The sequence below is a fragment of the Salipaludibacillus sp. HK11 genome, assembly GCF_047795645.1.
Lineage (GTDB): Bacteria > Bacillota > Bacilli > Bacillales > Salisediminibacteriaceae > Salipaludibacillus.
Genome location: NZ_CP181045.1, coordinates 3,507,007 through 3,520,777, shown reverse-complemented (window position 1 = coordinate 3,520,777; position 13,771 = coordinate 3,507,007). Strand labels below are relative to the sequence as shown.

Sequence of the window (13,771 nt, the reverse complement as noted above, 5' to 3'; positions counted from 1 at the left end):
ATTCTTAAAATTTTGGAACAATACATATGCGATCCACGTGTGCTTTGAAGTGTTAAAAAAGGAGGTATAAATAATGTTTGAAAATGTTAGCATTATCAATGTATTCTACCAAGTAATGGCTATTGCAATACCAATAGGAATAATTTTTATGATTGTGTCCCTTGTGCGAAGAAGTAAAGCGGACAAAGATAGATTAAAAAAACTTGAAGAAAAAATGGGCGATATAAAAGAAAGAATGAATGAAAATAATTAGCCAATAGAGTCACTACCATTATTGAACCCGTAATTCTCTTTTTTTGTTCAAAAAGAAAGAGGACGCTAATTTAATCTTTAACTACCGCGTCTAGCTGTTTCAATACCCGTCCCAACGCCACCCGATTGTCCACTTGCCGAAGTGTACGAAACGGATCGCCTCTTTCCTTCAGACGTTCCATCACAGCAGGCAACGAAAACTGCTGCGGGGATAATGTATCGGTAACTTCCTCCCAGTATAGAGGTGTTGCAACGAGTCCATCTTCTGTCCCTCGTGGGGAGTAAGGCGCGATGATTGTTTTCCCCTTGTCGTGTTGAATATAGTCAAGGTATAGACGATTACCGCGATTTTTTTTCAAACGTTCTGTGGTGAAAGATTGCGGATTTTGTTCACAAAGAAAGTTGCAGACAAACGACGTAAACCGACGTGTTTCCTCATAAGAAAACTGATTTACTGGCAAAGGTAAATACACTTGCAATCCCTTCCGACCCGAAGTTTTCACAAAACTTATCAGCTTTAACTCATCAAATATTGCTTTCATCTTCAAAGCCGCATCGATCGCTAACGGAAACGCTTTTCTTGATGGTGGATCTAAATCAAACACAATCTCCGTTGGATTAGAAGTATCAACCGTCTCAAACGGAAGATGAAATTCTAACGCAAGTTGATTGCCAAGCCAAAGCAACGTCTCAATATCGTTACAGAGAATGTAATTGATCTCGTTCTCATCTGATATTGCTGTTTTCACAAAATCAGGTGCGTAATCAGGGCAATTTTTTTGATAAAAATGTTCGCCGCCCGAACCATGGGGATATCGAATTAATGTAAGCAAGCGATTTTTCAGATGTGAAAGAAGCTGTGGCGCAACCATTTGCAAGTAGAGCAAGTAACTGTCCTTTGTGAAAGCTACGCTCGGCCAAATCGGTTTATCGAGACTAGTCACCTCAACATTATCAGGAAAAGGCATCAACTGACGGTGCATCGTGTCCCATGTACAATCAGCAGGAGTAACTTCCAATTGAAACGACGAAAATCTTGGTTCACGTAAGTGTTTCCCATCAAATGCGATGCAGGCGACCTCCACGCATATCGAAGCGGGAAGTTCCCAACTGCCGTTATCCGTTTTCGTTCCATTTTTTTGAAACAGTGCAATCAATGTTTTCTCCTCATCCTCTTTAAAGCCGTGACGAAAGTGAACGATATTAGCAAGCGTTCCTTGATAATAAATAGCACCAGTAAAATAGCGATTGCTCGGATCAAATTTCGTCAAAACCACCGTAACAAACTTCCAGAGTTTCTTTTTCAACCAGTCAGTACTTCTTGTTCCAGTTTTCCAACGACTCGATTTCCGTTTCGCAATGGCTCCTTCTCCTTCGTTTAAGCAAATGTTTTGCCACAATTTGTAAAACGAACGGAAAGAATCGATCATTTGCAAGCAGCGCGGGTCTGATGAATTAACGGACATCGGAAGCTTCGCCTTCTTAGACAAAGCTTTAAGCCGTTGCTTTCGTTTTGATAGCGTTTCATCGACAGTATCTGTACCTTCCACACGCAACAAATCAAAGATGACATAGTGGCAGGGAAGCGTTTTCGAGTAGGTATAAATTACCGATTGTTGCCCCATTCGACTCCTCCGTTGTACCGTAGCGAAGCGACTCGTAAACGAATTCTCCAGATAAACAAGTTCCCCATCAAACGTAAGAGGAAGGTACCCCTTTATTGATTCATACATTTCTTCGCAAAAACCAATGATTTCCGGAAACGTTCGATTTAAAGTTCTTCCTGACATGCTGAATAAGCTTGGCGTCTTTCCTTCCCAAACGAGCAGGCAACGAAAGCCATCATATTTTGCTTCATACAACCATCCCGTTTTTACAGGGAAATCCTCAACAGCTGTTAGCTTCATTGGTTTTATCACATCATTTTCTCCTTCCTAGTCGAAACCTTGTTTTATTCTTTCCGAACAATGAGTGAATAATCAGCCGAAAAACATTGCACATTAAGAAAAAAAGCAGGTGACCAACATGCATACAGTCTGGAAAGGAAGTATCAGCTTCGGGCTAGTAAATATACCAGTAAAGCTTCATACTGCAACAGAGAACAAGGATATTAAGCTGCGGCAAATCCATAAAGAATGTCATACACCAATTTCATATGAAAAGACATGTCCTGGGTGTGAAAAGGAAGTTAAGAACGAAGATATTGTCAAAGCGTATGAATATGAAAAAAATAAATTTGTCGTACTCGATAACGAGGACTTAGAAAATTTGAAGAAGGCAAACGAAGATAAATCAGTTGAGATTATTGATTTCGTTAAACTCGACGAAATCGATCCAATTTACTTTGAGAAAAGTTACTTTCTCGCTCCTGATACTGGTGGGGGAAAGGCATATTTGTTATTGAAGCAAGCGTTAGAAGAATCAGGGAAAATCGGAGTCGCTAAAATAATCATCCGCTCAAAAGAACAATTAGCAGTCGTGAGAGTGTATGGCAAAACACTGCTAATGGAAACGATCCACTTTCCAGATGAAGTACGAAACGCAGGCGATGTCGCGATTCCTGAAGATCAGAATATCACGAAAAAGGAACTAAGCACTGCACTGATGTTAATCAAACAATTGACGACCGAGTTTGATCCTGAGAAATACAATGATGACTATCGAACCGCCTTAATGGACCTGATTGACGAGAAGCGATCCGGGAAGGATACTGTTGAAACGAAGGATCCACAGAAACCAGCCGCTTCAAATGTAACCGACCTAATGTCTGCTTTACAAGCATCCGTTGATAAAACAAAAAAGAAATCAGCTAAAACAACTGCAAGGAAAAAACCGTCAACGCAAACGAAAATAAAGAAGAACGCCTAGTAGGGATAGAGAACTTCGAATCTTAAACGGAGGAGGTCCCCTTGTGAGGACCTCCTCAGATAACAGACTCTATTTAAAGCCTCTCATCTTTTCCTCACCGACATGTTTATTGACAAGAGCTTTAAACAGAGTAATATCTTTTTGCGAACCAAAAAATCGCTTCGGCATCACAAGAACTTTGTTTTTAGAAATATACACCCGAAACATCTCCTTATGTTCGTATGCTTTCAAAATATCCGCCCACTCAATATAAACATTCGATTTTTTGATCTGCTGATTGATCCCCTCATCGCTATAAATGTATCTTAATTCATTTTTAATCATCTGATCGCTTTTGAATTCTTTCCGTATTCGAAAAGTGATCAAAAGTATTAAAATCAACGTTGTAATTCCAGCGACAATTGCAGCAATAACCAATGATATCAGTAAAACAAGCGAGGGACTTCCTGAAAAAACGGAGGTAATAAGCATGCTGAAAACGAGTAATAGAGCAAAGAGAAAGAATCCAATTAAAATATTTTTTTGATGATGAAAGTTGTGTTGTTTGAAATCTTTATACGATAAAGTTCCTTTAATAGAAACCTTTTCCATGTTAGACATACTTGATCCACCTTTTAAGAAAAAATCTGTTTTGATTTGCTTGCACTTTTGCCGAGACACAGACGGCATTTTTAAATCAGGGAGAAACGATTTGATTTCGCTTCAGCATGCGCGTAACATTATCTTCATAGCGATCCCAGTCCGTAGAGTTCAACTCATACATTGCTAACTGATCACTCAGTTTTTGCAGACGTAAGAGGATTCGGTGATTCAACTCATCTGAAGTAAATCGATGACCAGATAATTCTTCGAGTGACGCCATTTTTTCAGGATCAATCCGAGGGTAGTGAAATTTCGTTGCAGCACCATTTACGGCTCGATTGTAAAACTCACGAATGAGATGAGCACGATCAGAACCGCTCCCATTCATCGCTAAATAAATTTGAACAGCAACCCCACCACGCAATCGTCGTTGGGAAATCCCAGCAAATTTCTGGCCATTGACACTTAAATCAAAGCGACCAGGACAATAAGATTCTTTGATTTCCCCGTCCACAATCGATTCTCCTAATTCATCAAGGACAGAGCGAGTAAATGCGACCATCAGATCATACCCGCGGTCAATTGTCAGTCCCTTTTCTTCTCGGAAAACAAGCGACAGATTATAGATCCCAGGGTCAAGCACGACAGCTAGTCCACCTGAATTACGAATAATTACCTGATAGCCTTTTTCGGTTAAAAAATCGATGCCAGCTTGAATAAACGGGAGGCGACTGTCCTGAATTCCTAACACAATCGTTCGATCATGTACCCACGAGCGGGCGATAGCTGTATCTTCTAATTCTGCTGCACGACGACATAACGTGTCATCCATCGCAAACGAATACATCGGGTTCATCGATAATCCTGACACTGATTGGTCGAAAAATAACCAATTCTTCCGATACAGTAATTGTTGAATATTCATTGTTGTAACTCCTCTACGAACACTTTTCCATTCGTGAAAATTATATCATATTTGTTAAGAACGTTTTGTGAATTCTATTGCATTATCTCACTAAAAAGTTGTAAAATAAATCCGATGTCAATCGGAAGGTGTGGTTAATTAATGGCAAATAAATTTGATATATGTGATGAATGCCAGGCCACGAATATTAAAACACTCATACCGAAGTTGAAGGAACTCGATCCTGAAGCAAATATTTATGTGGCTTGTCAGTCTTACTGCGGCCCAGGCAGAAAGAAAGTTTTCGCGTTTGTAAATGAGCGTCCTGTCTCTGCTTTAGATGAAGATCAACTGTTGGAAAAAGTGAAAAAACGAATGAAAAAATAAACGAGCTCAACAATATAAAAATGACCATCAAATAGCGTGCTAATTTGATGGTTATTTTGTTGATAAAGAAGAATCACCTGATTTTTGCAGTCAATCAAAAAATGACTCTATTTCTTCCCCGCAATAATCCTGTATAATATAACCAGACAAACGAACGAGATAAGCAAGTGCGAGTCGTACATAATGAAAGGGGTAGACCTAAATGAACAGGCCAGACGGAAAATTAGAAGAAGAAAAAGTCTTTAAAGACCCCGTTCATCGCTATATTCACGTGGATGACGAGCTGATTTGGCAATTAATCGGGACGAAAGAATTCCAAAGGTTACGGAGAATTCGCCAGTTGGGAACGACTTATGTTACGTTTCACGGCGCCGAGCATACGCGTTTTAACCACTCGCTCGGAGTGTATGAAGTGATGCGAAGAATGGTGAAAAACTTACAGAAAAACAGCGAATGGGACGAAGACGAACGTCTAGTTTGTTTAGCGTCTGCTTTGCTTCACGATGTCGGACACGGCCCATTCTCGCACTCCTTTGAACATATTTTCCATTTGGATCACGAAAAATGGACAAGGAATATTATCACTGGAGATACAGAAATCAACGAAGTTTTACAGAAGATGGGCGATGATTTCCCCACAAAAGTGGCAAATGTCATTGCGAAGACCTATGATAATAAACTACTGGTCAGCCTGATTTCTAGCCAAATCGATGCCGACCGGATGGATTATTTGCTGCGCGATGCGTTTTACACCGGTGTCAGTTACGGCCAATTTGACATGGAGCGCCTGCTGAGAGTCATGCGTCCGGACGAAGATCAAGCTGTGTTCAAGCATAGCGGCATGCACGCCGTGGAAGATTACATCATGAGCCGATATCAGATGTATTGGCAAGTCTATTTCCACCCAGTAACAAGAAGTGCGGAAGTTATTCTTAGTAAAATTCTTCATCGTGCCAAAGAGTTACTTGCTGACAATTACCCATTCAAAATCACGCCAGTTCATTTCAAGTCGATGTTTAATGATGAAGTGACCCTCAATGATTATTTAAAGTTAGATGAATCAATCATTTTATACTATTTTCAAGCCTGGGAGGAAGAAGATGACCCGATTTTAAGCGACTTGTGCAAGAGATTTATGAACCGTCGCCTGTTTAAGTACGTCGAATGTGATCCAAGTAAACAAGTAGTTATTTGGGAAGAGCTTAGACAACTTTTCGAAAAAATCGGGTTGAATCCAGATTATTATTTAGTGATTGATTCCTCATCTGATTTACCATATGACTTTTACCGTCCAGGAGAAAAAGATGAGCGCGTACCAATTTATTTATTAATGCCAAACGGAAGTCTAAGTGAACTTTCTCGCCAATCGGATGTTGTCGAAGCCATTTCAGGCAAGAAACGAACCGATCATAAACTCTATTTTCCGAAAGACTTTCTCACGGATGAGACAAGTTTTCCAGAAGAGAAACGGCGAATTATGGCTTTACTCTTGAGTCAGGAGGAATAACAAATGCTTCACGAACACGGAAAACTACTTGCTTTATTAAAACAAACAGGAGAGATTGTTGGTCGAAAAAAATTGCAGAAGATGGTTTACATCGCGCAAAAAATGAATCTTCCTTTTCACGAAAAGTACCAGTTTCATATGTTTGGGCCATACTCTGAGGAACTATCGCTACGAATGGAAGAAGTGTGTCAGCTTGAATTTGTTTCTGAAGTGAAAGAAAAGAAATCAGGCTATCAGCAATATCGTTATCAACTTTCAGAAAAGGGAAATAACTTTTTAGAAATGGTCGCATCTGATTTCCCGGATGCAACGGCAATGCTATCTGATATGAATGAGCGAAGCGCGAAATTTCTTGAGTTGGTTTCCACGGTGCTGTATTTCGAAGACTTTTCGAGAGAAGAAGTGACGAACAAAGTTTTTACATTAAAGGCGAAGCAAAATTACACAGAGCAAGACATGGACGAAGCTTATAATTACATTGCTCGTTTGCAGAAGACAGCAATTTAGGAGGTCAGCTCTTTCAAAAAAGAATCCTTGATTATAATCAAGGATTCGATTTCATTTCTATTTATCACTGGCGCGTGTGCCGGCGACACCATAATGGTTCGGCGACATTTCTTCAATAATTACTGATACCTTTTCTTTCGGTGCTTTCGTTGTTTCAGAAACCGCAGCTGTCACTTTTTCGACCAGTGCGCGTTTTTGCTCGTCATCACGACCTTCTAACATTTTCACAGTTACAATAGGCATTCTTATAATCTCCTTTCACAACATGTTTTGTAGATTGGCTCTGTTGGTAAAAAACGTTATGCAGTATTTAGTTTAGCACAACATCCTTACAAAAGTGAGACAATTCCCTCATCTATCGACCTTTCCCCTATAAAAAACTAGATTTTCTCGGTGTGCATCTTGTGCATCATAAAAACGTAGTATGATAAACTAAAGCAAAGAATAGTAATGTGGGTAATTTTTCGGTAACTTTTTATACCGCATGTAATAATAGCGAGTTTAATCGCTCAGATAAAATGAACGGAAGTGAGGGATCGATCATGAATGAAGAAGATAAGCAAAAGAATGAAAAAATCAAAAAAATGAGCAAAAGTTTCAATATCCTGAGTGGAGATTCGACTGACGGACACGGTGGTTACGGAGTCGGAACATTGAACTTAAATAATATTACCCCTGTTTTTGTTAATGTAGACGAAGGTACAGCTGAAGTTGATATGGGCGCGCTTCATGCTCGTAGTGCGGTAGAAAAAGGTATCAAATTTTTGAAAACGAAAGAGGAAGTCCCAAATGGCCGACCTTTTTGGCTCGTTTGGGTGACAGTTGAGCCTGTAACTGGTGGACCAGCATATGTCGGAGTAACCGGATGCGAAATGACAGTTGACAGAAGCATACGTCGAGGCTATAAAAGTCTCCCCGAACATGTGAACAATATGGATAAGTCATTGAAGCGAAAGATTATCGTGTCACAGATGGATGACCGTTCAAAATCGATCCTTAAAGATTTTCTAGAAAACTTTGATAATGGCATGTGGGAGCGTGCTGACGATCAGTTAAAAAAAGATTTAGCTGTTGAAGAGAAATAGCATATGGTGAAGTGATGGTGCCTATGAAAAGGGAGAATGTGAACAATTTGTGAACTTAGTTATTTCACTATTGCTAGAAAGAAGTAACTTTTGTAAAATTAACTCCACACACATTTTCATAAATGCACTAAGACAGAAGAACAGACGAAGGTGGACTCGGCGCCCCTTCGTCTGTTTTTCTGTCTTCATTTGTTAGGTAGGACAAACAAATGTGCCGTTTGATTTGGGTTTCCTTCACGAGAGGAGCAGAGTCTGAAGGGAACGAAACGAAGAGTAGCGTTCCCTTCAGGAGAGAGTGAAGATCCGAAGGGAACAGAAAAAGCTAGATAGTTTCTTTTATATCCGCATAGCTACGTGAAGGGAACGCAATTCTCCAGCAATAAGATACAACTAAGTAGCGGCGAGATTAACGAAGCTAGTTAATCCAATCGACGAAGCGATCCAACCATTTCTTTTTCTTTTCGTCTTCTCGCTGTTTGTATTTCTCCGCCATCTCTTCATCGTACGACTCTTCTTGTTCCACTTCCTTGATATGCTCCGTACAATATTCTGTTGGTTCCGTGCCGTTAAAGAATAGCGTCGGTCTGCTAACTGGGCAGTCTTCCGTAGCCAACAGGCCATTATACGGATTAATCTCGACTTCAGTCACATTTTTTGGAAGGTCAAAAGTCAATTTTAACTCCCCGTCTAACGCTTCTTTCATAAATGACGCCCAAATTTCTTTCGCATGACGAGCATCTCCACTTTTCAAATCACGCGCATCATCATAGCCAGTCCACACGCCAGAGACAAGTTGTGGTGTGTAACCAATCATCCAACTGTCCCAGTCCGTCGAACCACTTTTTCCGGCAACAGGTCGGTCGAGGACATCAGAAATACTCCCACCTGTAACTGCTGCATAATCGCTGCTTAACTCCGGTTCAAACATGCCTTTCATCAAATTAGTCATAATCGCTGTGTAAGCAGGATTTAATTCTAGTGTTGGTTCTTGCCTTTCGGACTCTGCATCGAATAATACATTGCCATCGCGATCTACGATTTTTTCGACAAAGTGGGGTTCCATCTGATAGCCTCCATTGGCGAACGGACTGTAGCTATTGATTAATTCTAGGACACCGACATCACTCGACCCTAACGCAAGAGACGGAACCGCTTTTAAGTAACTTTTGATACCAAACTGAGCGGCAGTTTCCTGCAAATCTTCAAACCCTAACAGGAAGTGTGTTTTCATTGCAAAAATATTGTCTGAGACAGCTAATGCCTGAAGCATTGTAATGTAATCATCGGCGTAACGTTGATTGAAATTGCCCGGTGAATAATCTTGACGACCTTCATCATAGATGAAGGTCGTTTCTTCGCTTTTTAACATTGAATTGGGACGAAGACCATGTTCAAGCGCAGCATAATACAAAAACGGTTTCATCGTAGAACCAGGCTGCCGACCGGCTTGGACCGCACGGTTGTAGGGACTTTCTTGATAGTTTTTCCCACCAACAAGCGTTTTTACTTTGCCTGTCCGTGGATCCATTGCGGCAAAGGCTATTTCTAGTTCATGATCGCCTTTCATTTCATTAGCGATGATCTCTTCAGCCTGTTTTTGCATTTGAGGATCTAAGGTCGTGTGAATAGTAAGACCTCCACCAACAATCACGCTAGGATCGATATTGTATTCTTCTGTAAGTTGATGACGTACGGCATCCTGGAAATAAGGAGCAACCCGTTTGCCATCCATACTCTGATCACCGGAAAAAGTTAGTTGCTCAGACTTGTATTCAATTTGCTCATCTTCGGAAATGTAGCCTGCCTCTGTCATCGAATGAAGTACAATTCCCTGCCTTTCAAGAGAAAGATCTTCATTTAACAACGGTGAATACACGCTTGGCCCTTTTGGAATACCTGCAAGGACTGCCGCTTCACTGTAGCTCAGATCCTCAGCGCTTTTTTGAAAATAAAGGTTTGAAGCCGCTTCAATTCCATAAGCTCCATGACCGTAATATATCGTATTTAAATAGCCTTCGAGAATATCTTTCTTGGAGTAGTGGAGTTCCAATCTTAATGCGTACATCGCTTCATTCCATTTTCGCATCCATGTTTTGTCATGTGTTAAAAATAAATTGCGCGCATATTGCTGTGTAACCGTGCTTGCACCTTGTGCCTTTGAACCAGATTGAAGGTTAGCAAGAATTGCACGGGTAATTCTGATCGGATCAAACCCATAATGGTCGTAAAAACGCCGATCTTCAATTGCCAGCGTCGCTTCAACAATCGGGTCACCCATATCCTCATATGGAATCCAATATCGGTTCTCCCCTTGATGAAATTCACCGATGATCTCACCGCTTGCAGAATAAACGACCGTCGTTTCAGGGACCGTAAGCGATGGTGCTTCCATCTGATACGCATAGAAAACAAGCGCACTAAGTGCCATAAAGCCAAAAAAGACCGACAATACTCCAGCCCAGACTACTTTTTTCCATTTTGATATACGCCGACGCTTCCAATACGCCGTCCTCGTCATTGTATCCATTCTGTTTTGCCCCCTAAAAACTCCAATAGCTAGATTAACAACTCGATTCGACTAATAAGCTAATTGTTTCCAGTTTCTTATGATTTCCACAGTTTTCCACAAAACTATCGCAACTATACGTGATTTCGGTATTTAGGAAGGGGAACAAGTTTCTTTTTAGGGTTGATTCAGCTATAATTTTCTAGTAGCTTCAGTTGATAAGAGAGATAATCAGATAAATGGGGTGGCTAGATTGAGTATTTGGTTTACAGAAAAGCAAACAGAGCATTTTGGTATTACCGCAAAAATCAAGCAGACGTATGTGAGTGAAAAGACGGAGTTTCAACAACTTGATATGGTAGAAACAGAAGAGTTTGGCAACATGCTTCTCCTTGATGGTATGGTGATGACGACGGAAAGAGATGAATTCGTTTATCACGAAATGATGGCTCACGTTCCACTTCACACACATCCAAACCCGAGAAATGTCCTCGTTGTTGGTGGGGGAGATGGCGGAGTGATTCGCGAAATCTTGAAACATCCAGAAGTCGAAAAAGCAACACTTGTTGAAATCGATGGGAAGGTCATCGAGTATTCCAAGCAGTACTTGCCAACTATTGCAGGTAAACTCGATGATCCACGCGTAGAAGTCAAAGTAGATGATGGCTTTATGCACATCGCCCAAAGTGAAAATGAATATGATGTGATCATGGTCGATTCAACAGAACCAGTAGGACCTGCAGTTAGTCTTTTTACAAAAGGGTTTTATGAGGGGATTGCGAAAGCGCTCAAAGAAGACGGTGTGTTTGTTGCGCAAACAGACAACCCGTGGTTCCAACAGGAACTTATTAAAACAGCCTATCGTGATGTGGCGGAAACATTCCCGATCACGCATCTTTATACAGCAAATATCCCCACTTACCCAAGTGGCTTGTGGACATTTACGCTCGGTTCAAAAACGCATGATCCTTTAAAAATTTCAAACGAGCGTTTTCATGATTTGGAGACGAAATATTACACGAAAGACATCCATCATGCTGCCTTCGCCTTGCCAAAGTTCGTGGCTGATTTAGTTGAAAAATAGGGGGAATGGCTATGTTTTTTGATGAAGGATATTCAGGAAGAAAATTTATTATGGCAGATAAATCCTACGTGGAAAGTGACATTGTTTTGTTCGGTATGCCGATGGATTTCACTGCTAGTTTTCGCCCGGGATCACGCTTCGGTCCGAATCGTATTCGCGAAGCATCGATCGGCCTAGAAGAATACAGCGTCTATCTCGACCGTCATCTAGAAGAATTGTCGGTGCATGATGCTGGTGATATGCTACTCCCTTTTGGTAACGCGGCGAAAAGCATTGATATGATCGAGTCGTTTGCCGATCAACTCATAAAAGACGGGAAATTTCCAGTAGGACTCGGGGGCGAACACCTCGTCACATGGCCAATCATTCGATCGATGTTCAAAAAATACGGAGACCTTGTAGTCATCCATATCGATGCGCATGCCGATTTACGAGAAGAGTATGAAGGAGAAGTTTTGTCCCACTCGACACCAATCAGAAAATCTTGTGAGCTAATTGGAGCCGAGAATGTTTACTCATTTGGGATCCGTTCGGGGATGAGTGAAGAGTTTCAATATGCCCAAGAATCAGGCATGCATATGAGTAAATTTGATGTCGCCGAGCCTTTGAAGCAGGCTCTTCCAGAGCTTTCGGGACGCTCCGTTTACGTTACGATTGACATTGACGTACTCGATCCAGCATTCGCGCCTGGAACCGGGACCGCCGAAGCCGGAGGAATTACTTCGAAAGAATTACTCGAGGCGATTCATTTGATTGCCGGCTCGGATGTGTGTGTCGTTGGCTGCGACTTAGTGGAAGTCGCACCAGCATATGACCCTTCCGAACAAACCTCAATCGCCGCCAGCAAATTCATCCGCGAAATGCTATTAGGATTTAATAAATAAGTATTCATCTGTTACCTCATTTTGGTTGAAAAACTGATTTGGGGTATTTTTTGTTGGGGGTTGTTGTTGGTACCGGTGCTAGGCTGATTTTGAGGGGACTTGTGGCCCATGTGAGCTAGAATATGGGAGGAGGGGGCACCACATGAGGGAGCGGCTTGAGCCCCCGGCACTTCAACACAAATACGATTTTAACAATTTATATCGATCAAACTAAAAACACACTCATAAAATAAGTGTGCTTTATATGATAGTATGACAGCCAACCGATCACTTAAATAGCATTTCTCACATCACATTCCCCGTCATACAATAAAACTTTCATTCATCTCTAGCCAGTCTAAATCCCCTTTAATCTTCCTCTTGTATCCTCTACCGCACCATTTAATCGTTTCGCCAAAGTTTCTCTCCAACTGGCAGATAGCTCATCGACTTCTAAAATTTTATTAATGCCCTCTATGTTCTTTTTATCGTGATGCATAATTTGATTAGCGAAGGATATTGTTACGTTTTTCGGATGTTTTCTAATAAGTTTGATAGACATATCTTTTGATACCAAGCCTTCTTGCAAAACTCTAAAATAATAGCCAGTATAGCCTGAGTCTTGAAACCACAATGGTAATTTTGGCTCTTTATATCTTTTAGCTAACTTGTGACAAGGTTGACGCGGTTGTGTAACTTGAACTTGTGTTTCACCTAATTGATACACATCACCGATACATACTTCTTCTTCTGTCAGACCATTAACTGTAATGTTTTCGCCAAAAGCTCCATATGAAAGGGGGATTTGTAATTTATTTGTCCAATAGGGGTAATGATTATAAGAATAGACGCATACTGCTTTATCTACTCCACCATGATGAACAAGGTCAGCTTGGCCGTCGCCTGCAAAATTTTCTTTAGATAAAAATATAGGTTTATTTACCTCTTGTTTATGAATGCCAGTTAATAGTTCCTTTTCATGATTCTGCATGTTCCTAGGCATTCCGACATTAATTGATACCAACTTATTCAAATGAAAGTCCATAGTTTTCCCTCCACATATTTATTATAACAAGCTATCTTTTTGTGAAAAAAATTGAATCGATTTTTTACGTTATCAATATCCTAATTTTAACATAAAGATCGAAATACTTCTTTTAATCACACGATGACAACGCACCGATTACTTTTTAACTGAGGAGCAACAACCCGTTTCAAAACCATTT

Annotated in this window: 14 protein-coding genes; 8 read left to right on the top strand and 6 right to left on the bottom strand. The window is 40.7% G+C overall.

Annotated features, from left to right (window positions below; translation table 11 throughout):
- The first annotated feature begins 73 nt into the window (after positions 1–73).
- A complete protein-coding gene (locus ACM26V_RS16470) occupies positions 74–253 on the top strand; it encodes a hypothetical protein (RefSeq protein ID WP_416147823.1) in 180 nt (59 codons plus the stop codon).
- A 70-nt stretch (positions 254–323) separates the two neighbouring features.
- On the opposite strand, the gene ACM26V_RS16465 is transcribed toward ACM26V_RS16470, so the two are convergent.
- Positions 324–2,171 (bottom strand): DNA ligase D, encoded by a 1,848-nt coding sequence (locus tag ACM26V_RS16465; protein ID WP_416147822.1) that lies wholly within the window; start codon positions 2,169–2,171, stop codon positions 324–326.
- A 106-nt stretch (positions 2,172–2,277) separates the two neighbouring features.
- Between ACM26V_RS16465 and ACM26V_RS16460 the strand changes: the two genes are divergently transcribed.
- Entirely contained in the window at positions 2,278–3,120 is an 843-nt protein-coding gene (locus ACM26V_RS16460; RefSeq protein WP_416147821.1) for a Ku protein, read from the top strand.
- Between the two features lie 69 nt (positions 3,121–3,189).
- On the opposite strand, the gene ACM26V_RS16455 is transcribed toward ACM26V_RS16460, so the two are convergent.
- Both ACM26V_RS16455 and ACM26V_RS16450 read right to left on the bottom strand, forming a co-directional pair.
- Positions 3,190–3,720, bottom strand: a complete 531-nt coding sequence (locus ACM26V_RS16455) for a YcxB family protein (protein WP_416147820.1) — start codon at positions 3,718–3,720, stop codon at positions 3,190–3,192.
- A 76-nt stretch (positions 3,721–3,796) separates the two neighbouring features.
- Positions 3,797–4,627, bottom strand: coding sequence for a biotin/lipoate A/B protein ligase family protein (locus ACM26V_RS16450; RefSeq protein ID WP_416147819.1), 831 nt, complete (start codon positions 4,625–4,627; stop codon positions 3,797–3,799).
- Between the two features lie 141 nt (positions 4,628–4,768).
- On the opposite strand from ACM26V_RS16450, the gene ACM26V_RS16445 reads away from it, so the two are divergent.
- The 3 genes from ACM26V_RS16445 to ACM26V_RS16435 all read left to right on the top strand — a co-directional run bounded on the left by ACM26V_RS16445 (position 4,769) and on the right by ACM26V_RS16435 (position 7,007).
- Positions 4,769–4,993, top strand: coding sequence for a DUF1450 domain-containing protein (locus tag ACM26V_RS16445; protein ID WP_416147818.1), 225 nt, complete (start codon positions 4,769–4,771; stop codon positions 4,991–4,993).
- 202 nt (positions 4,994–5,195) lie between these two features.
- Positions 5,196–6,500, top strand: coding sequence for an HD domain-containing protein (locus ACM26V_RS16440; RefSeq protein ID WP_416147817.1), 1,305 nt, complete (start codon positions 5,196–5,198; stop codon positions 6,498–6,500).
- 3 nt (positions 6,501–6,503) lie between these two features.
- Positions 6,504–7,007, top strand: a complete 504-nt coding sequence (locus ACM26V_RS16435) for a YwgA family protein (RefSeq protein WP_416147816.1) — start codon at positions 6,504–6,506, stop codon at positions 7,005–7,007.
- Positions 7,008–7,064: 57 nt separating this feature from the next.
- On the opposite strand, the gene ACM26V_RS16430 is transcribed toward ACM26V_RS16435, so the two are convergent.
- On the bottom strand, positions 7,065–7,250 hold the full coding sequence (locus ACM26V_RS16430; RefSeq protein ID WP_416147815.1) for a 2-hydroxymuconate tautomerase: 186 nt from the start codon (positions 7,248–7,250) through the stop codon (positions 7,065–7,067).
- Between the two features lie 299 nt (positions 7,251–7,549).
- On the opposite strand from ACM26V_RS16430, the gene ACM26V_RS16425 reads away from it, so the two are divergent.
- On the top strand, positions 7,550–8,092 hold the full coding sequence (locus tag ACM26V_RS16425) for a YwhD family protein (RefSeq protein WP_416151899.1): 543 nt from the start codon (positions 7,550–7,552) through the stop codon (positions 8,090–8,092).
- A gap of 415 nt (positions 8,093–8,507) precedes the next feature.
- On the opposite strand, the gene ACM26V_RS16420 is transcribed toward ACM26V_RS16425, so the two are convergent.
- The gene (locus ACM26V_RS16420; protein WP_416147814.1) at positions 8,508–10,619 is read right to left on the bottom strand and encodes a transglycosylase domain-containing protein; all 2,112 of its coding nucleotides are present in this window, start codon (positions 10,617–10,619) and stop codon (positions 8,508–8,510) included.
- A gap of 232 nt (positions 10,620–10,851) precedes the next feature.
- On the opposite strand from ACM26V_RS16420, the gene speE reads away from it, so the two are divergent.
- On the top strand, positions 10,852–11,682 hold the full coding sequence (gene speE, locus ACM26V_RS16415; RefSeq protein ID WP_416147813.1) for a polyamine aminopropyltransferase: 831 nt from the start codon (positions 10,852–10,854) through the stop codon (positions 11,680–11,682).
- 11 nt (positions 11,683–11,693) lie between these two features.
- The gene (gene speB / locus ACM26V_RS16410; protein WP_416147812.1) at positions 11,694–12,566 is read left to right on the top strand and encodes an agmatinase; all 873 of its coding nucleotides are present in this window, start codon (positions 11,694–11,696) and stop codon (positions 12,564–12,566) included.
- Between the two features lie 337 nt (positions 12,567–12,903).
- Here speB and ACM26V_RS16405 read toward each other — a convergent pair whose 3' ends face one another.
- Positions 12,904–13,590 carry an MOSC domain-containing protein gene (locus ACM26V_RS16405; protein ID WP_416147811.1) on the bottom strand — a complete coding sequence of 229 codons (687 nt, stop codon included), beginning with the start codon at positions 13,588–13,590 and terminating at the stop codon, positions 12,904–12,906.
- Positions 13,591–13,771: the final 181 nt, after the last annotated feature.